This window comes from Terrabacter sp. Root181, assembly GCF_001428505.1.
In the GTDB taxonomy this organism is placed as follows: domain Bacteria; phylum Actinomycetota; class Actinomycetes; order Actinomycetales; family Dermatophilaceae; genus Terrabacter.
On record NZ_LMHU01000008.1, the window covers coordinates 358,295 to 384,168 of the forward strand.

19 protein-coding genes are annotated in these 25,874 nt (G+C 72.5%); 11 read left to right on the plus strand and 8 right to left on the minus strand.

What is annotated here, in order from left to right:
- Positions 1-49 precede the first annotated feature (49 nt).
- Positions 50-340 (minus strand): hypothetical protein, encoded by a 291-nt coding sequence (locus ASD90_RS23635; RefSeq protein WP_157623225.1) that lies wholly within the window; start codon positions 338-340, stop codon positions 50-52.
- A 443-nt stretch (positions 341-783) separates the two neighbouring features.
- On the minus strand, positions 784-2,085 hold the full coding sequence (locus ASD90_RS18070; RefSeq protein ID WP_235506764.1) for a CpaF family protein: 1,302 nt from the start codon (positions 2,083-2,085) through the stop codon (positions 784-786).
- Positions 2,086-2,337: 252 nt separating this feature from the next.
- Here ASD90_RS18070 and ASD90_RS18075 point away from each other — a divergent pair, with 252 nt between their 5' ends.
- A complete protein-coding gene (locus ASD90_RS18075; RefSeq protein ID WP_056759557.1) occupies positions 2,338-6,627 on the plus strand; it encodes an FtsK/SpoIIIE domain-containing protein in 4,290 nt (1,429 codons plus the stop codon).
- A 27-nt stretch (positions 6,628-6,654) separates the two neighbouring features.
- Positions 6,655-7,605: an acyl-CoA thioesterase gene (locus ASD90_RS18080; protein ID WP_056759559.1), complete on the plus strand. Its 951-nt coding sequence runs from the start codon at positions 6,655-6,657 to the stop codon at positions 7,603-7,605.
- 49 nt (positions 7,606-7,654) lie between these two features.
- Here ASD90_RS18080 and ASD90_RS18085 read toward each other — a convergent pair whose 3' ends face one another.
- The gene (locus ASD90_RS18085; protein ID WP_157623226.1) at positions 7,655-8,857 is read right to left on the minus strand and encodes a glycosyltransferase; all 1,203 of its coding nucleotides are present in this window, start codon (positions 8,855-8,857) and stop codon (positions 7,655-7,657) included.
- A 204-nt stretch (positions 8,858-9,061) separates the two neighbouring features.
- Here ASD90_RS18085 and ASD90_RS18090 point away from each other — a divergent pair, with 204 nt between their 5' ends.
- Positions 9,062-11,119: a PhoX family phosphatase gene (locus tag ASD90_RS18090; protein WP_056759563.1), complete on the plus strand. Its 2,058-nt coding sequence runs from the start codon at positions 9,062-9,064 to the stop codon at positions 11,117-11,119.
- A gap of 77 nt (positions 11,120-11,196) precedes the next feature.
- Here the strand turns inward: ASD90_RS18090 and ASD90_RS18095 are convergent, their stop codons facing one another.
- Together ASD90_RS18095 and ASD90_RS18100 are read right to left on the minus strand one after the other, a co-directional pair.
- Complete coding sequence (locus ASD90_RS18095) at positions 11,197-13,419, minus strand: FG-GAP-like repeat-containing protein (RefSeq protein ID WP_056759564.1); 2,223 nt, start codon at positions 13,417-13,419, stop codon at positions 11,197-11,199.
- Positions 13,420-13,569: 150 nt separating this feature from the next.
- Positions 13,570-14,496 carry a DNA-3-methyladenine glycosylase gene (locus ASD90_RS18100; protein WP_056759565.1) on the minus strand — a complete coding sequence of 309 codons (927 nt, stop codon included), beginning with the start codon at positions 14,494-14,496 and terminating at the stop codon, positions 13,570-13,572.
- Positions 14,497-14,630: 134 nt separating this feature from the next.
- Here ASD90_RS18100 and ASD90_RS18105 point away from each other — a divergent pair, with 134 nt between their 5' ends.
- On the plus strand, positions 14,631-15,374 hold the full coding sequence (locus tag ASD90_RS18105) for a DUF3105 domain-containing protein (RefSeq protein WP_056759566.1): 744 nt from the start codon (positions 14,631-14,633) through the stop codon (positions 15,372-15,374).
- A 99-nt stretch (positions 15,375-15,473) separates the two neighbouring features.
- Positions 15,474-15,908 carry a nitroreductase family deazaflavin-dependent oxidoreductase gene (locus ASD90_RS18110; protein WP_056759567.1) on the plus strand — a complete coding sequence of 145 codons (435 nt, stop codon included), beginning with the start codon at positions 15,474-15,476 and terminating at the stop codon, positions 15,906-15,908.
- Between the two features lie 12 nt (positions 15,909-15,920).
- Here the strand turns inward: ASD90_RS18110 and ASD90_RS18115 are convergent, their stop codons facing one another.
- Positions 15,921-16,883 (minus strand): lysylphosphatidylglycerol synthase domain-containing protein, encoded by a 963-nt coding sequence (locus ASD90_RS18115; protein ID WP_056759569.1) that lies wholly within the window; start codon positions 16,881-16,883, stop codon positions 15,921-15,923.
- 33 nt (positions 16,884-16,916) lie between these two features.
- A complete protein-coding gene (locus ASD90_RS18120) occupies positions 16,917-19,043 on the minus strand; it encodes a glycosyltransferase family 4 protein (protein ID WP_235506765.1) in 2,127 nt (708 codons plus the stop codon).
- A 98-nt stretch (positions 19,044-19,141) separates the two neighbouring features.
- Between ASD90_RS18120 and ASD90_RS18125 the strand changes: the two genes are divergently transcribed.
- Genes ASD90_RS18125 through ASD90_RS18140 form a run of 4 tightly spaced genes read left to right on the plus strand, consistent with a single transcriptional unit; the run spans position 19,142 to position 22,134 of the window.
- A complete protein-coding gene (locus tag ASD90_RS18125) occupies positions 19,142-19,828 on the plus strand; it encodes a glycosyltransferase family 2 protein (protein WP_056759666.1) in 687 nt (228 codons plus the stop codon).
- Positions 19,825-20,253: a DUF2304 domain-containing protein gene (locus tag ASD90_RS18130; RefSeq protein ID WP_056759571.1), complete on the plus strand. Its 429-nt coding sequence runs from the start codon at positions 19,825-19,827 to the stop codon at positions 20,251-20,253. Before ASD90_RS18125 ends, ASD90_RS18130 begins: the two co-directional genes overlap by 4 nt.
- Positions 20,243-21,406 carry an LCP family protein gene (locus ASD90_RS18135; protein WP_056759572.1) on the plus strand — a complete coding sequence of 388 codons (1,164 nt, stop codon included), beginning with the start codon at positions 20,243-20,245 and terminating at the stop codon, positions 21,404-21,406. The genes ASD90_RS18130 and ASD90_RS18135 overlap by 11 nt, the downstream gene beginning before the upstream one ends.
- Entirely contained in the window at positions 21,406-22,134 is a 729-nt protein-coding gene (locus tag ASD90_RS18140) for a TIGR03089 family protein (RefSeq protein WP_056759574.1), read from the plus strand. The genes ASD90_RS18135 and ASD90_RS18140 overlap by 1 nt, the downstream gene beginning before the upstream one ends.
- 11 nt (positions 22,135-22,145) lie before the next feature.
- Here ASD90_RS18140 and ASD90_RS18145 read toward each other — a convergent pair whose 3' ends face one another.
- A complete protein-coding gene (locus tag ASD90_RS18145; protein ID WP_056759576.1) occupies positions 22,146-24,008 on the minus strand; it encodes a peptidoglycan-binding protein in 1,863 nt (620 codons plus the stop codon).
- 281 nt (positions 24,009-24,289) lie between these two features.
- Here ASD90_RS18145 and ASD90_RS18150 point away from each other — a divergent pair, with 281 nt between their 5' ends.
- Positions 24,290-25,081, plus strand: coding sequence for a CoA transferase subunit A (locus ASD90_RS18150; RefSeq protein WP_056759578.1), 792 nt, complete (start codon positions 24,290-24,292; stop codon positions 25,079-25,081).
- 1 nt (position 25,082) lies between these two features.
- Complete coding sequence (locus ASD90_RS18155; protein WP_056759580.1) at positions 25,083-25,718, plus strand: 3-oxoacid CoA-transferase subunit B; 636 nt, start codon at positions 25,083-25,085, stop codon at positions 25,716-25,718.
- Positions 25,719-25,874: the final 156 nt, after the last annotated feature.

Below are 25,874 nucleotides of genomic sequence, written 5' to 3' on the forward strand. Positions count from 1 at the left end.
GCCAAGGCCCCGCCCCTCCTCCGAGGTGGCGGGGCCTTCCGCGTGCCGTCTAGCCCTTCTCCGCGTCCCTCTTCGCGAAGTAGGCCGACGAGCGCTCGCCCATCTCCACCAAGGGTTTCAGCGAGGCCGCCGCGGCGACGTCCAGAGAGTAGGCGTTCGCCAGCTCGCCGCCCGCCATCTGGAAGTCCTGGTACGCGGGCCAGTCGCTGATTATGTAGTTGACCCGCCAGCCGTCCGGGTCTGGTTCAAACGCGAGACCAAGGCCATATTGCTCCGCCGCGGCCAGTAACTCGCCGACGGCCTGCAAGGTCGCCGCGGAGATGGGTGTGTGTTCGCTCATGCCCAGAGCGTGACACGGGCCGCCGACGCCGCCCCGGAAGCGCACCGCCGACGCGCGAGTCGGCATCCCGGCGTCTCGTCCCGAGCCGTCTAGCCTCGTCGCGTGGTGATGTCTCTCTGGACCCTCGTCGATAACGAGGCGTGGCGTACCGACGCGACGCGATGGACCGGCGTTGTGGTGTCGCTCCTCGGCGCCTTCGTCGTGTCTCCCAGCGGCACCGTCCTCCTCGCCCGGACCCTCTGGCAGCCTTTCGTCCGCGCCGGCCACGCGCTCCGCTCCCTCCTAGCGCGCTGGATTCCTTCTCTCCGCCCACAGCCGACCGCCGTCAACCTCGGCCCGATCTCCATGGGCATGGGCCTGGGCCTCGAAGTCGGGGCGACGATGCTCGCCTTCGGCCCCAACGACGAGACTCCCAAGAAGCTCGACATCCTCATGAGGAATGTTCAAGACCTGCACACACGCATCTCCCGCGCGGAGGGCCGCTTGGACGCGGACATCGCGGAGGTCGCCGCCGAGGTCAAGGCGTTGGAGCGCGCTCTCGCCGCCGAGTCCCGCTCCCTCCGGGCCGCGGTCGTCGACGTGGAGCGGAGAGCGACAGAGACCGACGCCCGCGCCTTGCCCCTCGTCGGTTTCGGCATCCTCCTCGGCGCCCTCGCGGGGTGGCTCGCGGGCGGTCCCGTATGGCTCTGGGCCGCCGTGACGCTCGGCGTCCTCGTCTCCGCCGCATGGTTGTCCGTCGTGTCGTTCCGCGAGCACCGGGCCACGTCCACGCCCTGACGCAGGCGCGAGCGCCCTCGCCGCGTCGACGCGGTCGCGCGAGCGGCCCGGGCGAAAGCGCCGCTAGCGTATGCTGGCACACCGCTGTTCAGGGCGATGAGCAGGTCGAGGCTCTCCTCCTGCCGCACCTCGCCGACGATGATGCGCGACGGGCGCATCCGCAGCGCCTCCTTGACGAGTCGGCGCAGCGGGACCTCCCCCGTGCCCTCGAGGCTGGGCTGTCGGCACTGCATCGCCGCGACGTCACGCTGGGGGATCTTCAGCTCGAAGACCTCCTCGCACGTGACGATGCGCTCGCGTGGCGGGATGGCGGCCGCGAGGCAGTTCAGGAGCGTCGTCTTGCCCGCCTGGGTGCCTCCGGCCACGAGCACGTTGAGCCCGCTCGCGACAGCGGCCTCGAGGAATGTCGCCGCCTGCCGTGGCATCGTGCCGAGGCGGACGAGGTCGTCGAGGTGGTCGGCCTTGACGACGAACTTGCGGATGTTGACCTGCCAGTGGGTCCGGCTGATGTCCGGGATGACGACGTGGAGCCTCGAACCGTCAGCGAGGGTCGCGTCCACGAAGGGGCTGCTGAGGTCGACGCGCCGACCGCTGCTCTTGAGCATGCGCTCGACGAGGTCTCGCACCTCGTCGGCCGTCAGGATCGTCGGGGTCAGCTCGGCGATGCCGCCACGGGCCACGAAGACCCTCGAGGGCTCGTTGATCCAGATCTCCTCGACGGCAGCGTCGTCGAAGTACTGCTGGAGCGGCCCGTAGCCGGCGACGACCGCGAGGATCGAGTGCACGGCCAGCCGCTGGTCCCCGAGCGAGGGCAGGCCGCCGTGGAGGGACCTCTCGTCGTAGTCCTGCACGGCCTCCTGGACGAGCCGGCGGACCGCCTTCGAGTCGCTGGCCGGATCGAGACCCGAGCGACGGATCAGCTCGCGGACCTCGCCCTCGACGTGACGCACCGCTTCCTGTGTCGACATGCCTTCCCCTGAACCCTGTGAGTTGCTTCGCCCGACATCCTGCCCGGACTGTCGCGATCTGGCGCGTCCAAGCTAGGTCAAATGCAGTCAAACGCGGGAACTTCGTCCACAGGGCGCCGTGGGGTTCGTCGGTGCACCGGGCACTGTATCGAGTCCCGGGCGGGCGCGGCCGTCGTCATCCACACCTGTGCACGCACCCCGCACCTCGGGGCTCCTGCGCGGTCTCATGGGACCCCCGAGAAGGAGGCTCCGGTGCGCCTGACCATGACTCTCATCGACACCCACGAGGTCGGTCTGGCCCCGCGTCACGTCACGATCGAGGCCCCGTCCGGCACGGTCTTCGGCGCCGTCCGTCCCCGTCTCAACGACATCGCCGGGGTGCAGGGCTGCGGCTTCCGGATCGACGGCCGCCTCGTGTCCGACGGGGACGTGGTCGGGTCGCCACCCCTCCTGAGGGGCGCCCTCCTCACCGTCGCGCGGCCAGGTGACCCCGTGGCGCCCGCGACGGGCCACGGGGCCGTCGAGCTGCGGGTGGTCGGCGGCCCGGGGGCTGGGCGTGTCGTCTCACTGGGGCGGGGCGAGCACGTCATCGGCCGGGCCGCGTCCGCGGAGGTACGCCTCGACGACCCCGGGGTCTCGCGCGCGCACGCCGTCGTCACGGTAGCCGCCGACCGCGTCACGGTCACGGACCACCGCCCGACCAACGGGTCGCGCGTCGACTCGTCGCCCGTGCCGCTCGAGGGCGCCCGACTGGAGCACGGCCAGCGGCTGACCGTGGGGTCGACGACCCTCGTGCTCGGCACCGTCGACGTCCGCAGTGGGCACCACGAGACCGTCGACGGTGAGGTCCGCATCCATCGCCAACCGCGTTTCCGCGAGGTGGGCGCGCCGCCGTCGGTGGTCTTCCCCGATGCGCCGATACGCCCGGAGCACCAACGGATGCCGCTGCTCACGTCCCTGGCACCCGTGGTCCTGTCGGCAGTGCTCGCCGTCGCCCTCTCCTCACCCGTCCTGCTCCTCTTCGCCCTGATGTCGCCGGTCCTGCTCCTGGGTCAGTGGTGGAGCGACCGGCGCGCCGGTCGGGTGTCGTACCGCAGACAGGTCCGCGAGCATGCTACCCGAGTCGCTCGTGCCCGTGACGACCTCGTCGAGGCCACCGCGACCGATGCAGCACGACGGCGCGAGCACCATCCCGACCTCACGCACCTCGAGGCTGTGGTCCGTCGCCGCGGGACCCGTCTGTGGGAACGCCGCCCGTCGGACGACGACCACCTGGTCCTCCGGCTCGGGACGGCGACCCAGCCGACGGGCGTCGACGTCTCAGGTCCGGCGCCCGAAGGGCCTCCCGCGGTGGGCGGCCTGCCAGCCCTGCTGCACCTCGGGACGTGCGGCGTCGTGGGCGTGGCCGGCCCTCGGGACCACGCGCTCAGCCTCGTCGGCGGCCTGCTCCTTCAGGTGGCCGCCTGGCACACGCCGCGCGAGGTCCGGCTGCTCGTCCTCGCCGACAGCCGGCCTGCCGCGCTCGACTGGGAGTGGGCCGCGCACCTCCCGCACGTCCGCGCCGACGACGGTTCGGCTGCAGCCGTGGCCGGCGACCCGACGGGAGTGGCCCGACAGGTGTCCGGCCTCCGTGTCCTCGTCGAGAGGCGACTCGTGGTGGCCGACGGTCGCTGGACCGGCTCTCGGCCCCCGCCCCCCGACGTGGTCGTCGTCCTCGACGGTGCCAGCGGTCTGCGAGCACGACCCGGGGTCGCGGAGCTCTTGAGGGACGGGCCACGGGCCGGGGTCGTCTTCGTCTGCCTCGACCGCGACGTCACCTCGCTCCCGGCCGAGACGCGCGCCACGGTGGAGGTGGCCGACACCGGACAGTCGGCCACGGTGCGGGAGGAGGGCCACACCCTCACCGGTGTGGCACCCGACCTGCCGTCCCTCGGATGGCTCGAGAGGGTCAGCCGCGCCCTGTCACCCTTCGTCGACGCGACACCGGAGGGTGGTGAGGCAGCCCTCCCGCGTCACGTGTCGTTCGTCGACCTGCACCGGTCGACAGGTCTCGACCCCACGACCGTCGAGGGTCTGCAGCGGTCGTGGTCGCGCAGCACGGGTCGGCCCGTCGCCCTCCTGGGCCGCACGACCGACGGCGACCTCACGATCGACCTCGCGGCCGACGGGCCACACGTGCTCGTCGGAGGGACCACGGGCTCGGGCAAGTCGGAGCTGCTCCAGGCCCTGGTGACCGGCCTCGCCGTCAGCAACCGCCCGGACGAGCTGGCCCTCCTCCTCGTTGACTACAAGGGGGGCTCGGCCTTCAGCGACTGCGCCCGCCTGCCGCACACGGTCGGCCTCGTCACCGACCTCGACGCGCACCTGACCGCACGGGCACTCGCCTCGCTCGACGCCGAGATGAAGCGCCGCGAGCGGCTGCTCGCGCGGGCGTCGGCGCGCGACCTCGACCACTATCGGAGAGCCGCGGCCGTATGCGGTGAGCTCCCTCCGCTGTCCAGGCTCGTCATCGTCGTGGACGAGTTCAAGGCACTCGCCGACGAGTTCCCGGACTTCATCGCGGGCCTGGTGCGCGTCGCAGCCCTCGGCCGCGCGCTCGGGCTCCATCTCGTGCTGGCGACGCAGCGCCCGGCCGGCATCGTCTCCGCCGACATGCGGGCCAACGTCGCCGTCCGCATCGCCCTGCGCGTCCGTGACCGGTCCGACAGCGAGGACGTCGTCGACGCCGTCGACGCTGCGTCGTTGGACGCCCGCACACCAGGACGGGCCTGTATCCGCTCGGGCGACCGGAGCCTGGCAACGATCCAGACGGCCTACCTCGGGCGGCCCGAGGAGGACGCCGCAGAGAGCAGGGACGTTCGCGTCGTCGAGCGCGACCTGCTCTCCCCCGTCGCCCCGCGGGACCACGAACCGGACGGTGACGACAGTCGACCTACCGAGCTGCACGCCGTCGTCGAGGCCGCAAACACCGCCGCTCGCCGAGCCGGCATACCGTCGCCGCCTCCACCCTGGCTGCCGCCGCTCCCCACCGTGCTGCGCCCGGACGACGTCATCGCGACCGAGCCGAGCACCCCAGCCACCTCACCCGGGGGCGACGTGCCGCTGGGGCTCGTCGACGTCCCCGAGGAGCAGCGCCGGGACACGTTCTGGTGGCGAGCGCAGGACCGTGGGCACCTCGGGATCGCCGGGGGTCCACGCTCGGGACGCTCCACCGCGCTCGTCACCCTCGCACTCGGCCTCGTCGGGACGGCCGCACCCACGGAGCTGCACGTCCACGTGCTCCAGGGCGTCGCGGGACCGTGCGCCACGCTCGGGTCGCTCCCCCACGTGGGGACGGTGACGGACGGGGGCGACCCGACCCGCAGCCGACGACTGATCGCCCGCCTGCTCCGCCTCGTCGACGGGGAGGAGCCCGGGGCCGCCCGCACCGTCGTGCTCGTCGACGGCTGGGAGTCGCTCGAGGAGTCCTTGGCGGGCATCGACCACGGCGCGCCCGTCGACGAGCTCCACCGGCTCCTCCGCGACGGCCCGGGCGCCGGGGTGAGGTTCGCCGTCACGGGTGGCCGCGCCATCCTCTCCGGCAGGCTGCCGGGCCTGCTCGACCGACGACTGGCCCTGCACCTGCCCGACCCTCTGGACCTCACCCTCGCCGGCATCTCTCCCGAGCACGCCGCCTCGGGCCGCCCACCCGGACGAGCGATCGACCCCCGCACCGGACACGAGGTGCAGCTCGTCACGCCCACCACCGGTTCCCTCCTGGACGAAGTGGCCCGCGTCGCGGACGCCCAGCGCGACGGCCTGACCAGGACCACGGGGCCTGCTGGCCCGTGGCGTATCGCCGCGCTGCCGGAGCGGGTCGAGCTCGACGAGCTACCCACAGCCCGGGACACCCTGTGGATCGGGATCGGCGGCGACACCGCCACGCCCTCGGCACTGCCGCTCGGCCCCGGTGGCCGCGTCCTGGTCGCCGGGCCGAGCCGCTCCGGCCGATCCTCCACCCTGGCGACCATCGGTCACCAGCTGCTCGAACAGGGAAGGTCCGTCACGGTCGTCAGCCCCCGCCGCTCGGCCCTGTCGACGTGGGCGGCCATCCGCGACTGCCCTGCGCTGACCCAGCAGGACGCCGCAGACCTGGTCAGGACCCGTCAGCACGACCCCGACCTGTGCCTGCTCGTCGACGACGCGGAGCTCGTCGACGGCAGCCCCGCCGAGGCGGCGCTCCTCGAGGCGGCTCGCCTCGTCGACGGCACGGACGGGGTCGTCGTGCTCGGCGCCGACCTGACCCGCGCGAACGCGGCCTTCCGCGGGCTCGTGCCCGAGGTGGCCCGTGACGGAGTCGGGATCCTGCTCGGGGCGACCTCCCCGGGTGACGGCGACGTGCTCGGCGTCCGTCTCGAGGTCGAGGCCACCCGCCGCCCCGGTCGGGGCCACCTCGTCGTCGACGGGCGCGCGACACCGCTCCAGGTGGCGCTGCTCGACCCGGAGCGGTGCCGGAGGCCGGACTCACCGCCCACGACGGCTCGCGCTCTGCCACTCTCGTGACCCACACCCTGGCTCGAGGAGGACCCCATGCCGCGCGGCGCCCGAGAGATCACCCTGCGCTTCCTCGCCGCGCCGACCGACGCCGGCTACTCCGGCACCGTCGGCGGCGGCCGCGTCCTCGAGTGGATCGACAAGGCGGGCTACGCGGCGGCGGCGGGGTGGAGCGGGACGTACAGCGTCACGGCATACGTCGGCAACGTGCGCTTCACGCGGCCCGTCGAGGTCGGCGACCTCGTCGAGGCGACCGCGAGGGTCATCCACACCGGCACGACGAGCATGCACATCCTCGTCACCGTCTCGGCCGGCAACCCGCGGGACGGCGACCTCCGGCCCACGACCGACTGCATCATGGTCTTCGTCGCCGTCGACGAGCACGGCAGGCCGACACCGGTCGCCCAGATGGTCCCCGAGGACGAGCACGACCGCGAGTGGCAGGAGAGCGCCGTCACCCGCATCGGGCTGCGCAACGAGATCGCCGCAGCGATGGCGGCCCAGACCTACAGCGACGCCGGCACCGCACCGCGCGTCGTGCTGCGCTTCCTCGCCGCACCGACCGACGTCAACTGGGGCGGCAAGGTGCACGGCGGCATCGTCATGCGCTGGATCGACGAGGCCGCGCACGTGCTCGCGACCGAGTGGACCGGCTCGGCGTCCAACGTCGCCGTGTACGCCGGCGGCGTCCGCTTCTACCGACCGTTGCGGATCGGCCATCTCGTCGAGGTGGAGGCACGACTGCTGCTCACGGGCACGTCGAGCATGCACATCAGCGTGCACGTCCGCTCGGGTGACCCGTCCACCGGCGACCTCGACCTGACGACCCACTCGCTCATCGTCTTCGTGCCGCTCGACGTCGACGGCAACGCCGTCGCCGCTCGTCCATGGGTGCCCGTCAGCGACGAGGACGTCGCCCTGCACGACCACGCCCAGGCCCTCGTGGAGATGCGCAACGAGGTCGACGCGGAGCGCCACATCCCTTGACCCACAGCGCTTTTCGCTGACCGACGGCCTCTTCGCCGGGGCGGGTCGGTCACCGCACCGCAGCCATGGCCTCGACCAGGGGCACGACCTCCGACGCGTCGGGGAGCCCCGCGATCTCGTCCGCGAGCGCGTCGGCTCTCGACCTGACACCCGCGTCGTCGAGCACCCGGTTGACGGCTTCCGCCAGCCCGGACATGGCCACCTGCCGTCCCCCGAGCCGCACGCCAGCACCGACCTCGTCGATGCGCTGCGCGTTGACCTCCTGGTCGAAGGCGAAGAGGGGCACCAGCACCTGCGGCACCCCGGCCGCGAGGGCCGACATCATCGTGCCGAACCCGCCGTGACCGACCACCGCGGACGCGAGCGGCATGACGTCGTCCTGCGGCCACCACTGCTCGACGTGGGCGTTCCGGGGCCAGGGGCGCAGCGCCTCGGGGTCACCGGCGTGCCCCGTCGTGAGGAGCACCCGCACGGGGAGATCGGCCAGCGCGTCGAGCGAGAGGCGGAAGACGGTGCTCAGCTCCTCGAAGCCGGCCGTCACCGACCCGAAGGTCACGTAGACGAGGGGGCGTTCGGAGTCCCCCCAGGTGGTCGGCAGGGTCCCCGAGCGGGTGCTCGCCTCGCCGTCTCGATAGCGCATGACCGTCGGGACGCCGCCCCCTGCAGCATCGTCATTCGTCCCGCTCCCGTCCTCGTCGGTGATGTCGAGACTCGGTGGCACCTGCGAGAAGACGGGGGCCGACGACATCGCCGCAGCGCACGACCCCCGGTCGAGCCCGGCGACCACGTCGAGCTCGCCCAGCGGGTCGACGAGCACCTGCCCGGCCCACCGCTGGAGGTTCCCGAGCCCGATCGCCATCTCGACGTGCGGCACTCCGGATCGCACAGCGGCGGCGAGCGACCCGAACTCGCACGGCTCGCGCAGGATGACGTCGGGAGCCCAGTCGTCGACGACCTCCTGCACGCGCGGCCAGGCCGCCTGCGCGTCGAGCCGGCCGAAGACGTCGCGCACCACCGTCGCGTTGGCCTCTTCCGGAGACATCGACGGCAGCCGACCGAAGACGGCGCCCATGACCTCCGGCGGCACGTCGTCGAACGGCACGTGCTCGAGACCGGCCCGCGTCACGTGGCTCGCGAACGACTCCGGGGCAGCCACCCGCACCTCGTGTCCGGCCTCGGCGCACGCCCTCGCGACCGAGGTCATCGGCCCGAAGTGTCCCGTGCCCGCCGTCGTCGCGAACAGCATCCGCATGGCCACCAGCGTCCCACCGCCGGCGTGCGGGCACGAGGCCTTTCCGACGGAATACCCCTCCGTCGAAGGGGACACGCGGAGTTCACCCGATGGCCACCGGAGGGGCACCCAGCCGCTCCCCCACCGCTCATAGCGTCACAGACGGTTCCCAGCCGCGTCGACCAGAGGGGCGCGGCGGACTCACCTCGCCGAAGGAGCACCCGCGTGACCCCCAAGCTTCTCCCCGTGATCGCCACCCCGCGACACGGCTCGCGCAGCCGCATGACGTGCCACTACCGCTGCAACAACGCGTGCGACGCGCCCGTCCCCAACGAGAGCGCCAACCCCGCGATGCGCGACCTCGTCGAGCGCGCCCTCGCCCGCCGGTCGCTGCTCAAGGGCGGTGCCATCGGCGCCGGTGCCCTCGTCGTCGGCGGCCTCGCGACCGCCACGCCGGCCGCCGCCGCCGACTCCACGGCCGCCTCGGCAGCTCGCGGCCGCCAGACCGGTGACGTCAGCCGCGCCGCCTTCACGCCCGTCGCACCCAACCGCGCCGACGCCGTGACGAACGCGCCCGAGTTCACCCACAACGTCGTCATCCGTTGGGGCGACCCGGTCGAGGCCGGCGCGCCCCGCTTCGACGCGCACGCCCAGACACCCGAGGCTCAGGCCCAGCAGTTCGGCTACAACAACGACTACGTGGGCGTCCTGCCCCTCGACGGCCGTCGCGCGCTGCTCGTCACGAACCACGAGTACACCGACGAGAACCTCATGTTCCCGACGGGTGAGTACGACGACGCGACGACCAAGAAGATCGCGATGGCCGCGCACGGCATGGCCGTCGTCACGATCGAGCGCGGCCGCGCGCAGGGATCCTGGATCCGCGCCGACCACCGTCGCGCCCACCACAACCGCCGCATCACCGTGCACACCGAGTTCGCCTTCCACGGCCCGGCCGCCGGCCACGAGCTGCTCCGCACGGCCGCCGACCCGACCGGCACCCGCGTGCTCGGCACGTTCGGCAACTGCGCGGGTGGCACGACGCCGTGGGGCACCGTCCTGTCCGGCGAGGAGAACTTCAACGGCTACTTCGACGCGAGCGGCGCCGTCGACCCGGCGAACGCGACGTCGTTCAAGCGCTACGGCCTCGCGACCGGCGCTGCCACGAACCGCGGCTGGTCCACCGTCGACGAGCGCTTCGACCTCAGCAAGCACCCCCACGAGGCCTACCGCTTCGGCTGGGTCGTCGAGGTCGACCCCTACGAGCCCGACTCGACGCCGGTCAAGCAGACCATGCTCGGCCGCCTCAAGCACGAGGGCGCCAACGTCACGATCTCCGACTCCGGCCACGCCGTCGCCTACATGGGCGACGACGAGCGCGGCGACTACCTCTACAAGTTCGTGTCCGCCGACCGCTTCCGCCCGGGCAGCTCCCGCTCGGCCCGCGCCCACAACAAGACGCTCCTGACCCAGGGCACGCTCTACGTCGCGAAGTTCGTCGGCGACGGCACGGGCGACGGTGAGTTCGACGGCGCCGGGACGTGGATCGCCCTGACCTCGGACACGACGTCCTACGTCGCCGGCATGAGCGTCGCCGAGGTGCTCGTCAACACGCGCCTCGCCGCCGACACCGTCGGCCCGACGAGGATGGACCGCCCCGAGGACGTCGAGCCCAACCCCGTCAACGGCAAGGTCTACGCCGCCCTGACCAACAACTCCGACCGCGGCGTGAAGTACCCCACGGACGAGACGAACCCGCTCGGCTCGAGCATGGTCCGGGCCGCCCTCGACGCGCCGCTGACGAGCAAGTCCGGCAACCGCAACGGCTACGTCCTCGAGCTCACCGAGCTCGGGAACGACCACACCGCAACGACGTTCACGTGGGACCTCTTCCTCGTCTGCGGCGACCCCGCGGCCCCGGAGACCTACTTCGCCGGCTACGACACGTCGAAGGTCAGCCCGATCAGCTGCCCCGACAACGTGGCCTTCGATGCCGCCGGCAACCTCTGGATCTCGACCGACGGCAACGTCCTCGGCTCCAACGACGGCCTCTTCCGCGTCCCGGTCGCCGGCCCCGACCGCGGTCGGGTCGAGCAGTTCCTCACCGTGCCGTTCGGCGCCGAGACGTGCGGCCCGCTCGTCACCGACGACCAGCTCTCGGTCTTCGTCGCCGTGCAGCACCCGGGCGAGACCGACGGCGCGACGTTCGAGACGCCCTCGAGCACCTGGCCGCACACCGACGGCTTCCCGCGCCCGAGCGTCGTGGTCTCCTACCGCCGCTGACCGAGCGGCGCGACGCGCGAAGGCCCGGCACCGTCAGGGGGTGCCGGGCCTTCGCGCGTCCCGAAGGCGTATGCCGGTCAGGACGTCAGCGTGAAGCCGCCCCAGCCGGTGCCGACGCTGTAGACGTCGCCGGGTGAGAAGACGCCGTCGCCGCGCAGCTCGAAGCTGACCAGCTCACCGGCCGTGGTGCGCACCCAGAGCAGGGGGCGGTGCCACGTGACCTCGGTCATCGTCATGGCGTTGAACTGGCCGAAGCCCGAGCCGATCTGGCGACGCGCGAGGAAGCCGACCGTACCGTTGCCCGGGTAGATCCACAGCCGGCCCGCCGAGTCGCGCGTCATGAGGTCGGCGCGGTTGTCGAAGTCGATGTCGCCGGTGCCGACGATGGTGAGGCCACCCCAGCCGGTGCCGAGCTGGACGCGGGCGGCGAGGGTGCCGCGACCGGTGCCCGGGTAGAGCCAGAGCGTGCCGGCGCCGTCGCGCGCGACGATGTCGGCCCGGGCGTCACCGTTCCAGTCGCCGGGCGCCACGAGCGTGTAGCTGTTCCAGCCCGTGCCGAGCGCGGTCCGGGCCGAGAAGCCGCCGGTCGGCTTGCCGCGGTAGAGCCACAGCGCGCCGTTGGCGTCGCGGCCGACGAGGTCGGCCTGGTCGTCTCCGGTGAGGTCACCCGCGGCGAGGACTGCCGTGTAGCTTTTCCAGCCGGACCCGATCTGGACGCGGCCGCTCAGCTGGTTGCCGGTGTTGCGGTAGGCGTAGAGGTTGCCGCTCGAGTCGCGGGCCACGATGTCGTGGTGGGCCTCGGCCGTGAAGTCCGAGGTGCCCTTGCTCTGCGGCTGGCGCACGTCCCACCCGTTGATGAGGGTGTCCTCGAACTCGAGGCCGACGGCGGTGACCTCGTCATCGAGCTCGTTGGCGGGGTCGACGTAGTGGACGGCCATCGAGTAGCTCGTCGGGTCGGCCGTGTCGGGCGTGTCGCGCTCGACGTACAGCGTGCCGTCCGGGGTCAGGCGCGGCGAGATGAAGAAGTCGGTCGTCGAGGTGCGCACAGGAGTGACCGCACCGCTCGTGGCCTTGCGGCGCAGAGCGCTGGACGACTGGTCGTCCGCGGTCCAGCCGAAGAGGATCGTGCCGTCGGGTGCGACCTCGGGCGTGTACCCGCCCGCGGTGCCGCTGAGCGGCGTGACGACCCCGGTCGCCTTCGTGACGACGGCGAGACCCGGCGTCGTCACCCCGAACGTCGACACGACGAGGCTCGTGCCGTCGGGACGCCACGAGGGCTCACCGATGCGCGTCGTGGTGTCGAGCACCGTCTTGGTGTGCGGGCCGAAGACGTCGACGAAGCCGAGGCCCAGCGACCGGCCGGTGTCGGCGGCGTAGCGGGTGTAGGCGATCGTCTGCCCGTCGGGCGAGAAGTCGGGGTCCGCCGGGAAGGCACCCGTGCCGAGGTCGACGGTGAAGACGAGCGCGGAGCTGGACGCGCGACGCACCTCCAGGACGGCCCGGCCGGTGGCGTCGTCGATGACCTTGGTCGCCGCGTAGAGGCGACCGTCGGTCGAGTAGCGGGGGCTCTGGTACTCGTTCGCGACGGCACGGCTGCCGACGCTGAACATCCCCTGCTGGAAGATGCCCGTCGTGCCCGCGACGACGGCGTCGGGGTCGCCGGCGCCGTCACGGGTCCACATGCCGTACATGAACTCGGTCGAGCAGTCGAAGTCGGGATCGGTCCCGTTCTTGGCGATGAGGCGGTACTGGTAGGACACGTTCTCGTTGACCGTCGTGTCGTTGACCTTGAGGGTCGTGCCCGAGCCCGTGGCGATCGTCCGCCAGGAGCCGTACTCGCGCAGCCGCTGGAGTGTCAGGGCGCCGTTGATCGGCGACGTGGCGTGGACGACCGTGCGGTCGGCCATCGGGTTGACGTCGATGGTGCCGTCGGCGCACGTGCCCGCGACCGCCTGCGGCGCCGCCTGGGTCGTCAGGGACGGGGACGTGCCCTCGACGGAGGCCGCCGAGAGGGACACGGAGCCGAGCGTGCTCGCCGCTACGCGGCCGGAGGTCGCCGAGCGAGGCGCCGCCTTCCGGCCCTGGGCGGAGCCGACGGCCTTCCGGGCGCTCGACGCGACCTCGCCGGACGACGCCCTGGCGCTGCCGGCGACGGCGAGACCGGTGCGGCCGCGCAGGTCGAGGCCGTGCGACCCCTGCGCCTGCCCCGCACCCGCCGGGACGGCGAGTGCGATGGGGCCGAGCAGCGCCGCAGCGGCCCCGATGGTGAGGGCGCGAGCCCCCAGGTGATGACGAGCCACGTGGCTGCCTTTCGTGAGGATGGAGGGCCGCACTCCGGGCGGCCGACCGGAGCCTAGACGACACGGGCGACATGTGGTGGCTTGTCGGCACAGATCTGCACGAACCACCACCGGTCCCACGCGTCCGACGGCGTATGCCGTGCCGCTCGGTCAGCGCGCACGCGTCGGCAGGTGTGTCCGCGGCGCCATCCTCGGGCCCCGGCGCGGCCGGTGGTGACCCGCGAGACCGAGCAGGTGCTGCACCCGGTAGCGGTGACCGCGGTAGGGCTCGAGCAGCTCGGCGAGTCCGTCGTCGTCGACCGGGGTCCCGGTCAGGGCCCACCCGATGTCCTTGGCGACGTGGTGGTCGCCGAACGACACGGAGTCGGGGTCGCCGAGGGCCCGCTGGGCGACCTCGGCCGCCGTCCACACCCCGATGCCCGGCAGCGCACGCAGCCGACGGTGTGCCTCGGTGACCGAGACCGACGCACCCTGCTCGAGCCGGCCGGCATACCCCGCGGCCCGCACGATCGTGCGCGAGCGCGCGCCGTCGACCGACGCCTGCAACCACGCCCACGAGGGGACGGCCGCCCACCCGGTCGCCGTCGGCGGGGCCATGAGCCCCGGGAAGGGACCCGGCGCCGGCGCGCCGAAACGACGCACGAGCAAGCGGTAGCCGGAGAACGCCTCCTGGCCCGTCACCTTCTGCTCGATGACCGCCGGTGCGAGCGCGTCGAACACGAGGCCCGACCGCGGCACCCGCCAGTGCGGGAAGCGCCGCCACGCCTCGGCGACGAGGTCGTGGTGCGGCTCGAAGCCCGAGGGGTCGTCGTCCTCGCCGAGCAGCGCCGGCACCGCGGCGAGCAGCCACGCGGCCCCCGGACCCCACGCCTGTGCGTGCACCTCGGAGTCGCCCGGACGGCACACGAGGTGGAGGGTGCCGACCCCCTCCGGGGTCTGCGCCGCCCGCGTCACCGTGCCGTCGCGTCCGAAGCGCGACGTCGGGTCGCCCGAGCCCCTGCGGAAGACCCCGAGCTGGGCGCGCAGCGCGATCTCGCGGTCGCTGCGCCACAGGCGGGTCAGGGGTTCGGGCACCACAACATCCTCGCCTACACTCAGCACCGTCGCCCCACGGGATGACACCTCCCTCGCCGAGTGCGACCCACACCGCTCCGCCCACCGGCCCCACCGGCCCCGGCCCCATGCCGACAGACCGACAGGAACGAGGAACGATGGCCCGCGAGACGAGCCGAGACCGCCGCGAGCGCGTCGCCGAGATGCAGGCCGCCCAGAAGAAGGCCGAGCGCCGTCGCCTCTTCGTCGTCATCGGTGCCTGCGTCGCCGTCATCGCCATCATCGGCGCGGCCGTCGCCTGGGCGATCATCGGTGAGCAGAACAAGAAGGACGAGGCGCTCGCCAACATCAGCGGCGACGTCGCAGCCGCCTCGTGCGACCCGGTCACGAACGACCCCGCGAGCGGCTCGAGCGAGCACGTCGGCCCCGGGACCAACCAGCCAGACGTGACGAAGATCGCGTACTCCACGGTCCCGCCGTCGAGCGGCAAGCACTTCGCCGTCCCCGCCGTCGACGGCCGCCGCGTCTACACCGTCGCGGATGCCCCGCAGATCGAGACGCTGGTGCACAACCTCGAGCACGGCTACACGATTCTCTGGTACGACCGCTCCGTCGAGAAGGAGCAGGCGGCCGCGTTCCAGGCGCTGTCGACGCAGGTCAACGCCATGAAGGAGTCGGCCAACAAGTTCCTCATCAGCCCCTGGGACCCCGCCTACGGCGCCCTTCCGGCCGGCAAGAAGTACGCCCTGTCGCACTGGTCGGCCGACGTCGACCAGGCGAGCGGCAAGGTCGCCAACCAGATGGGCCACCGCCAGCTGTGCGGCGGCCTCAACACCACCCTCGTCGAGGACTTCGTCAAGAAGCACCCGTGGAGCTCGGCCCCGGAGCCCGGCGCCGCCTGAGCGGGCCACCCGTCAGCACGACGCAGCCCACGCGTACGCCTTCCGGCCCCCGGTGACCCACCGGGGGCCGGTCGCGTGAGGCGGGGTTACCCTGCCGTCATGGCGATCACCGGCGAGTACGTCCCCAGCCCGAGCGATTGGGTCCGCAAGCAGGTCGAGACGATCGAGCGCACCGGCACCACCGACTCCGTGGACATCATGGGCCTGCCCGTGGTCATGCTGACGATGCGCGGCGCGAAGACCGCGGCGATCCGCAAGGTGCCGCTCATGCGCGTCGAGCACGACGGCTCGTTCGCCGCGGTGGCGAGCCAGGGCGGCGCGCCGACGCACCCGAAGTGGTACCACAACCTCCTCGCCCACCCCGACATCGACCTGCAGGCCGGCACCGAGACGTTCCCGGTGCACGCCCGCGAGCTCGAGGGCGAGGAGCGCGAGCACTGGTGGGAGCGGTGCGTCGCGGCCTACCCGCCCTACGCGGAGTACCAGACGAAGACCGACCGCCTCATCCCCGTCTTCGTCCTCGAGCGCCGCTAGTCCGGCGGCGGCTCAGACGCTGACGTCGCTCTCCGCGGCGGCGTGCCGCTCGCTGATGAGGTGGTGCGAGCGGGCGTAGAGCCACCCTCCGAGCGCGGCGACGACGTCGACGATCGTGACGATGAAGCGCGACATGATCGCGACCGCGGCCGCGGCCGGCGTCGGCATGGCCGTGGACAGGATGAGGGTGAGCAGGCCCTCGCGGGCGCCCAGCCCGGCCGGCAGGACGATCGTCAGCATGCCCAGGGAGACCGACAGCGCGTATCCGGTCATCGCGGCGGTCGTCAGGTCCGGGTGGAGTGACGCGTCGCCGGCGACCGCTCGGGCCAGCAGCAGGGTGTGCACGCCGAACGCGACCCACACGAGGACGAAGATGACGACGGCGCGCAGGACGGCGCCCGCCGACAGCTCGTGCTCGAGGGGTTCGCGCTTGATGGTGCGCAGCATCTTGGCGATGACCGCGTTGAGCAGCTTGGGCACGCAGAGCACGACGAGGATCGGGATGCCGAGGAGCAGCCACCAGTCGAAGCCCGACTCGGTGCTCGTGAGCAGGAACGACGCCGCCGGGAGCCCGACGAGCAGGCCCGTGAGCAGGGCCAGGCCGAGCGCGAGCAGGCCTGTCACGGCGGTGCGCCGGCGCGGCACCTTGAGGTGGCTCGCGATGTCGGCCTGGACGAGCACCGACCACAGCGAGCCGGGGAGGTACTTGCCGAGCTGGCCGACGAAGTAGACGCCGGAGGCGGGCGCGAGGTGCAGGTCGGAGCCGAGGTCGCGCAGCAGCGTCTTCCAGCCGATCATCGTCAGCCACGTGCCGACGGCCGCCGCCAGGGTCGACCACAGGAACGTCGTCCACGAGATCTTGTCGAGGTGCACGGACACGTCGGCCCAGTTGTGGACGACTGCGTAGGTGACGGCTGCGAGCGTGATGAGCGCGATGGCCACGCGCAGGAGGGTGAGGATCTTCTTACGGGTCATGTCGCACCCATCATCGCAGTGTCATCCGGGTGCTCAGCGCCGTCTCAGCGTGAGACGCACGAGTCCGTATGCCGCGTCGTCGGCCCGGGCGCGTGACGCCGCCTCCCGCATCCGGGAGTTGACGTCGCCGTCGAGGTCGCCTATGAGCACGAACCCGAGGTCGTGGGCGCGGGCCAGGATGCCGCGCACGTCGGCGGGTCCGACTGCCCCCTCGGCCGCGCGCGGGCCGATCGGGACGGTGACGACGAGGAGGCCCCCCGAGCGGAGCGCCCACGAGGCCTGCTCGAGCACGTGGTCGACGTCGTCGGCGTCGCACCCGTTGGGGTGGATGCGGACGATGACGTCGAGGGAGCCGGTGTCGACGTCGAGGGCCGCGACGCTCGGGTGCGCGCCCGTGAAGTCGATCTCGACCGGCGCGAAACCGACCGCGCGCGCCCACCGGGAGAGCAGGGAGCGGGTGCCGCCCTCGTCGACGATCACCGCGCTGCGGCGGCCGTCGTCTCGCACCCGCAGGATCGCTGCGAGGCTGCCGAGGGCCGCCCACGCCGAGACGCTGTCGAGCGACCGCGGCAGGCCGAGGATGCGCGAGAGCCGGCGGGCGTCGTCGGCCTCGTCGGGCTCGCCGAGCACGTCGGTCGCGAGGACCCACTCGGGCAGGTCGTCGGGACGCAGGGAGACGAGCGGGCGTCGGGCCGCGAGGGCCCGGGTGGCGCTGCGGCGCACCCGACCGGCGACGTGGCGCGCCCCGTGGCCCAGGAGCCGCCCGGTGCGCGGGAGCAGACCCCGGTCCCCCGCGGCGGTCTCGTCGGAGGTCTGGTCGGCGGGCTCGAGCTCGTCCGGGTCGTCCGGGTCGTCCGGGTCGTCCGGGTCGTCCGGGTCGTCGCGGTCGTCGGGGTCGTCGGGGTCGGGGGCGACGGCATACGACCCGCCCGGCTCACCGAGCAGCACGCTCTCGTCGACGGACAGGGCCTCGAGCGTGCCGAGGTAGTGCGCCCACGGACCCGAGAGGTCCGGCGTCTGCACGCCCTCGGCGAGGCGGCGGCGGACGTCCGGGTCGCCGAGGCGCCGGAGGGCGCCGGCGAGCGCACGCTCGTCCTCCGGCGGGACGAGGATCCCATTGACGCCGTCGTCCACCTGCTGCGAGAACGGGGCGATGTCGGAGGCGAGGACGGGCAGCCCGTGCGCGTGCCCGAGGATGACGTTCTGGGACGCCGTCGCAGAGCGGTACGGCAGCGCGAGGACGTCGTGGTCGGCGAGGAGCGCGGCGAGGGCGTCGGCCGGGACGTAGCCGTCGCGGATCTCCACCCGTCCCGCGAGCGCCGGGTCGGAGGCGAGGCGGCCGATGACGCCGCGGTTGGCCCCCCAGATCTCACCGGCGATGGTGAGCGTCACCTCGGGCACGGACCGCATGGCACGCAGAAGCACGTCGATGCCCTTGTACTCGCGGATCAGACCCAGGGCGAGCAGCCGGGTGGGACCGGGGCGCGGGCCGCGCAGGATGGGGTCACCGCCGGGCAGGTGGGGCGGGAGGTCGGCCACGGAGACGCGGCGCGCGCCGAGGTCGTGGGCCACGGTGGCCTGGTCGGCGCTGTGGACGAGCACGGAGTCGACGCGCGAGAAGAGCGCCGACATGAGGCGGGCGTCGCCCGGATGGGGCTCGTGCGGCAGGACGTTGTGGCACACGACGACCGACTGGGGGCGTGGGCCGGCACCACCGGGCACGGCGCCGGCGGCCCGCAGCAGCGCCAGGTGGGCCGGCACGACGGGAGGCATGACGTGCACGACGAGGATGGCGTCGACGTCGCGCAGCCGCCGCCCCGCGCGCACCCAGGTGTCGGGGCGGGCCCAGCTGAGCGCCCGGATGGTCCGCGGGAACGGCGGCACCTCCGGCACCCCGTCGGGCACCGAGGCGTCGGCGTGGTGCAGCTTCGAGGGGTAGAGGTGCGCCCACGACACGAGCGTGACGTCGTGGCCCGCGTCCGCGAGGTGGTGGGCAAGCATCGTCGTGTGTGCGGCGACTCCACCCTTGTGCGGATGGGTCGGGCCGACGATCGCGAGGCGGAGCGCGGCCGATCCCGTCGAGTCGTCCGGCCCGGCCGAGGCCTCGAGGTGGGGTGCGGCTCCGGGGCTCCCGGCGGCCTGGGGCAACGCGTCCGTCATGGTGCCCCGACTCTAGTTGCCGGCGTGCACCCCGAGGCGTGCTGCCGCCTGCACCTCGCGTGTCGGTCGGGGCGCCGGGGGCGCTCTACGCTGGGCGCATGCAGAACGAGGACGTGTGGCTGGTCGTGCCGCTCTACGACGAGGCAGCCGTCATCGCCGACGTCGTGCGCGAGGCCCGCGCCGTCTTCCCCAACATCGTGTGCGTCGACGACGGGTCGCACGACGCGTCTGCCGCCCGCGCGGAGCAGGCCGGCGCGGCCGTCGTGCGCCACCCCGTCAACCTCGGCCAGGGCGCGGCCCTGCAGACCGGCTTCGACTACGCCCTGGGTGACCCGGGCATGCGCTACGTCGTCACCTACGACGCCGACGGCCAGCACCAGATCGACGACGTCGAGGTCATGGTCGAGCGCATCCGGCGGGAGGACGTGCGCGTCGTCTTCGGCTCGCGCTTCCTCGACGAGCGCACGGAGGCCTCGGCGTCCAAGCGGCTCGTCCTGCGAGCCGCGGTCGCCTACACCAACTTCACGACGGGCACCCGCCTCACGGACGCACACAACGGCCTGCGCGTGCTGCACCGCGACGTCGTCGAGAAGCTCGACATCACCCAGAACCGGATGGCCCACGCGTCCGAGATCGTCGCCCAGATCGGCTCGATGCGCTTCGACGGCGCCAAGGTCGCCTACGCGGAGGAGCCCGTGCACATCCTCTACACCGACTACTCCAAGGCCAAGGGCCAGTCGCTCTGGAACGCCGTCAACATCCTGGCGGAGCTGATCTGGCGATGAGTCGACAGAGCGTCATCCAGATCCTGCTCATCGCCGCGGTCCTCGCCATCGCGTGGCGGCTGCTGATCGGCTCGGGCCAGCGCACGCAGGCCATGCGACGGCTCGGGCTCCTCTTCCTGCTGGGCATCGTCATCTACTCGATCATCGACCCGAGCAAGACGTGGACCAACCTCGCCAAGGCGCTCGGGATCGGGCGTGGCGCCGACCTCATCCTCTACGGGCTCGTCGTGGCCTTCCTCGGCTTCGTCGTGACGACGTACAAGCGCTTCCGCGCGATGGAGACCCGCTACACGCGTCTCGCGCGGCGCATCGCCCTCGACGAGGCACGGCCGGCAGTGGAGCACGTGAGGTCGACAGGATCGACTGACACACTGTCCGCCGAGGTTCCCCCGTCCCCGAGCGTGAAGGCAGCCGATGCCGACTGATCCGAGCACTCCGCGCCGCCCCGGCACCCCCGGCCGCGACGAGGCCTACGTCGTCGACACGCGGCGTCGGCCCAAGCGACCCCGAGGTGGCGCCGTCGCACCCCCGCGCCCCGACGAGCGGGACCTCGGACCCACCGCCCCACCCCACGAGCCGCGCTACCGCTGGCGCAAGGGACGCATCGCGCTCGTCGTGCTGCTCGTGCTCCTCGTGGCCTGGATCGGCTTCATGGTCTGGGTGCCGATGCAGGCCTGGGGGGCCGTCAACAAGGTCGACAACATCCCCGACGGCGAGCGACCCACCGACACCTCGGGCTACAACTACCTGCTCGTGGGCTCCGACAGCCGCGAGGGCCTGACCAAGGAGCAGCGGAAGAAGTACGCGACGGGCAACGCCGCGGGCAACCGCACCGACACGATCATGCTCGTCCACGTGCCCGAGAGCGGCGGGAAGCCGGTCATGGTCTCGCTGCCCCGCGACTCCTACGTGCCGATCCCGGGCCACGGCTCCAACAAGATCAACGCCGCCTACTCCATCGGCGGGCCGAAGCTGCTCACCGACACCGTCGAGCAGGTCACCGGCATCCACATCGACGGCTACATCGAGATCGGCCTCGGCGGGTTCGCCTCCGTCGTCGACAGCGTGGGCGGCGTCGACATCTGCGTGGCCCGGGACATGAACGACAAGAAGGCCGGCATCGACCTCAAGAAGGGCTGCCAGACCCTCGACGGCGGCAACGCCCTCGGCTACGTCCGCTCCCGCTACGAGGACCCGCTGGGCGACATCGGCCGCGCCGCCCGCCAGCGGCAGTTCCTGGGCGCGCTCATGAAGAAGGCGGCGACGCCCTCGACCGTCCTCATCCCCTGGCGCTACAAGAGCTTCGCCGACGCCTCCGCCGCCGGCCTCGCCGTCGGCCAGGAGACCGGCATCGCGGACGCCGTCCGCGTGCTCCAGGCGATGCGCGCCGTCAGCAACGACGAGGGGCTCTCCCTCTCGGTCCCGACCTCGGACGTCGCCTACCGCACGAGCGCCGGCGCCCTCGCCGTCAAGTGGGACACCGAGCGCGCCAAGGCGCTCTTCAGGGCCCTCAAGGACGACGAGCCGCTGACCGAGCCGCCGCCCGGCACCACCGTCGAGGGAGCGAAGAACAGCTGATGGCCGACCTGTTGCCCGCCGAGGTGCTCGCCCGGATGGTCGCGGCCGACCCGGGCCGGCCGCGCCTGACGTGGTACGACGACGAGCCGGGACCGACCGCGGGCGAGCGCATCGAGCTGAGCGCGCGCGTCCTGGCCAACTGGGTCTCCAAGGCCGCGAACCTCCTCCAGGACGACGCCGCGGCCGGACCGGGCACGACCGTCGGCCTCGACCTGCCGGCGCACTGGCGCTCGCTCTACTGGGCGCTCGCCACCTGGTCGGTCGGGGCGACGGTCGTCGTCGGCAGCGCTGCGGCCGGGGCCGACGTGCTCGTCACCGACTCCCCTGCCGCTGCGGCCGGCCACGGCGGCGACGCGGTCCTCGTCTCCCTGCCGGCGCTGGCCCGCAGCCACCCGGAGGCCGGCGACGCAGGCGGCGCCGTCGACGAGGCCCGCGAGCTGGCCACCCACGGCGACCTCTTCTCACCGATGTCCGACGCCGAGCCCGGAGACGTCGCGCTGGCCGCGGACGGCCTCGACACGGCATACGGCGCCGTCGTCGTGCCCGACGACGGGTGGGGCACGTCCCCGCGCGTCGCGCTCGCCGGTGGGCTCGAGCAGGTCCTGCGACTGGCGCTCGGCGCGTGGTCGGCCGACGGCTCGGTCGTGCTCGTGCGCGGTGACCGCGAGGATCTCGCGGCTCGCTTCGCGTCCGAGGGCGTCACGGTCGACGCCCGCGAGAACGCCTGAGCCGCAGCCGGTTACGCCGACAGGCGGTCGAAGAGGGACCAGGTCCGGGAGGCCACGACCCCGGTGCTCGCGAGACCGGCGTGCGCCTGGGCGGCCTTGACCGCCTCACGCGTCGCCAGGTCGAAGATGCCGGTCTGACGCACCCCGAGGAGGCGCTGCACGGCGACCACCTGGGGTCCGGTGTCACCCGCGCGCAGCACCGTCGACCGGTCGGCCACGAACGGGAAGTCACGCGCCTCGAGCACGTCCCAGAGCTCGGGCGTCACCAGCCCGGTCTGCGGCTGGGCGAGCGACCGCTGCAGCGAGACGACCTTGTCCCGTGTCACGGAGCCGAAGACGCCGTCGACGGCGAGTCCACCCAGGGCGCGCTGGAGCACCCGCACCGCCGCGCCCCGCGACCCGGTCGCGAGCGTCAGGCTCTTGTATGCCGTGTAGCTCGTGCCGACGTCGACGCTGGCGACCCCGGCGCTGGTGCGTGACGACGTGCTGGCGTAGGTGGTCATGGCGAGGTCCCTCCCGGTCGTGGTCGTGTGCAGCTCTGCGGTCGTCACGGTCGGGCGGCCCACGAGGGCGGCCGTCGCCGTGGCGGACCAGCCGCGCGTGTAGAGACGCTGCTGGGTCGTGGAGTCGGCGACGCCGGTCTGCGGCAGGCCGGCGAATCGCTGGTACGCCGTCACCCGCGCGCGGGTCATCGTGCCGTAGTAGCCGGTCGTGGGCAGCGAGCCGAGCCTGGCCTGCAGGGTCTTGACGGCCGCCGACGTCATGCCGAACCGCAGGGTCGGGTAGGCGGGCGTCGTCGCGCCCGAGGCCGCCGTGCCGGTCCACCCACGGACCCACAGCCGCGCCTGGGTCACGGGGTCGGCGACGCCGGTCTGCGGCAGCCCCACGAACTTCTGGTAGGCCGTCACCCGGGCCCGCGTCATGGAGCCGTAGTAGCCCGTCGTGGGCAGCGATCCGAGCTTCGTCTGGAGGACCTTGACGGCGGCCGAGGTCATGCCGAGCCTCAGCGTCGGGTAGGCGGCGGTGACGCTCCTCCAGCCGCGCGTCGCGAGGATCTCCTGGGTGCGCAGGTCGGCGGTGCCGGTGCGGGGCAGTCCGACGAAGGCCTGGTAGGCGATGACGCGGGCCTTGGTCTGGTCGCCGAAGTAGCCGGTGGTCGGGAGGTTGCCCAGGCGCACCTGCAGCTGTCGCACCGCCTCGGAGCGCATGCCGTAGGAGAGCACGACCGGCTTCGTCGTCACCGGCGTCGTCGGCGTGGTCGGGATGCTCGACGCCGCCGGCGGGAGCGTGGTGAGGTAGCTGCGCGTGGCGACGCCGGTCCACCACGACGTGCGGCCCGCCGCCCCGTCGTAGTTGAAGCTGAAGTGGACGTGGTCGGTGTGCGGCGACGAGCCGTAGTACGGCGCCCAGCCGCGCTCCGTCGCGTAGGAGCGCCACATCTTCCGGTCGTGGATGATGTACATGATCCCGAAGCGACGGGCCATCGCCCCCTTGACGCCGTTCTTGTCGGGGGCCGTCAGCCACGCGAGCACGGACTGGGCGACCGCCTCCTGCGAGGGGTTGCTGACGTTGAGCATCCAGTCCCACGCACGGCCGTCGTAGTGCTCGGAGGGGCCGCTGCCGCACGTGCGCCCGATGAGGCCGGTCGAGCCCATCCCGTAGTGCGAGGTCATGAGCCGGGCGAACGCCAGCACGCCGGGCCGCGCCACGGGGTCGCAGATCGTCTGCCCCTGGTAGGGCACGTAGACGTCGAGCGCGCTCGGGAGCGTCCGGGTCGGTGGTGCCTGGACCGCCGCGGCCGGGGTCGCCGTCATCGGCACCGTCAGCGCGGGCAGGGCGAGGACGAGGCCCAGCGGGCGTCGGCGCAGGGCCATGGTGAACCTCTTGTCAGGCGTTGGAGCCGGGTCGAGACATGGGGTGGTGGGTGGCGTGCAGTGGGTTTACTCCCGCACCATTTATGCACTCCAGTCACACCCATCACAAGGCAGTCCGCTGAATTACAGGGGTGTTCTTCTCGACGGCGTCGAATGACACGGCTGTCATTCGGCCACTCCGGGAGCCGGACGGCATACGTGCCCGGCGACCACAGGTCGACCCGCTCGTGTGGGGCGACCCCACGGCACCGGCGCGCGGCGGCGCGGATAGAGTCCGACCCATGGACAAAGTCGTCTCCACCCCCCAGGAGGCCATCGCCGGGATCAGCGACGGAATGTCGCTCTCGGTCGGCGGTTTCGGCCTCTGCGGCATCCCCTCCGTCCTCATCGCGGCGATCCACGACGCCGGCCTCACCGACCTCGAGGCCGTCTCGAACAACTGTGGCGTCGACGACTGGGGCCTTGGCATCCTGTTGCGCGACAAGAGGATCCGTCGCATGGTCAGCTCGTACGTCGGCGAGAACAAGGAGTTCGAGCGGCAGTACCTCTCCGGCGAGCTCGAGGTCGAGCTGACACCGCAGGGCACGCTCGCCGAGCGACTGCGGGCCGGCGGCTCCGGCATCGGCGCCTTCTTCACGATGACGGGAGTCGGCACCCAGATCGCCGAGGGCGGGCTGCCCTGGCGCTACGACGACTCCGGCAACATCGCCGTCGCGTCGCCGCCCAAGCAGACCCAGGACTTCGACTGGATGGGCGAGACGCGCACCTTCGTCCTCGAGCAGGCCATCACGACCGACTTCGGTCTCGTGCGTGCCGCCAAGGGCGACCGTCACGGCAACCTCGTCTTCAACCAGTCCGCCCGCAACTTCAACCCGCTGTGCGCCATGGCCGGCCGCGTCACGGTCGCCGAGGTCGAGGGGCTCGTCGAGCCTGGGCAGCTCGACCCCGACGAGATCCACCTGCCCGGCATCTTCGTCCAGCGCGTGCTGCCGCTGACCCCCGAGCAGGCTGCCGAGAAGCGCATCGAGCGCCGCACCGTCCGCCCGCGCACGACCACCGAGCAGGAGGCCTGAGATGGCTCTGACCCGTGAGCAGATGGCCGCGCGCGCCGCCGCCGAGCTGGCCGACGGCGCCTACGTCAACCTCGGCATCGGCCTGCCGACCCTCGTTCCCAACTACGTCCCCGACGACGTCGAGATCGTGCTCCAGTCCGAGAACGGCATCCTCGGCGTCGGTGCCTACCCGTTCGACGGCGACGAGGACCCCGACCTCATCAACGCGGGCAAGGAGACCGTCACCCTCCGCAAGGGTGCGGCCTTCTTCGACTCGGCGACGAGCTTCGGGATGATCCGCGGCGGCAAGGTCGACGCGGCCATCCTCGGCGCCATGCAGGTCTCTCAGGGCGGCGACATCGCCAACTGGATGATCCCCGGCAAGATGGTCAAGGGCATGGGTGGTGCGATGGACCTCGTCCACGGCGCCAAGAAGGTCATCGTGCTCATGGAGCACAACGCCAAGGACGGGTCCTACAAGATCGTCAAGGAGTGCTCACTGCCCTACACCGGCCGTGGCGTCGTCCAGCGCATCATCACCGACCTCTGCGTCCTCGACGTCACCGACTCGGGCCTGGTGCTGCGCGAGCTCGCACCCGGGGTCACCGAGGCCGAGGTGCGCGAGAAGACCGAGCCCGAGCTCATCGTCGACCTGTAGCCGGCGCCCACCCACGGCTGAGCCACCGGCCCCTCCCACCGGCTTCCGAGAACGAGAGAAGGCGCGGTCACGAATGTCGTGACCGCGCCTTTTCCGTGCCTGCGGGAACGCGGGAATTTACCTCCCTTTGTCATTCGGTCTGCGCAATTGCGGTCT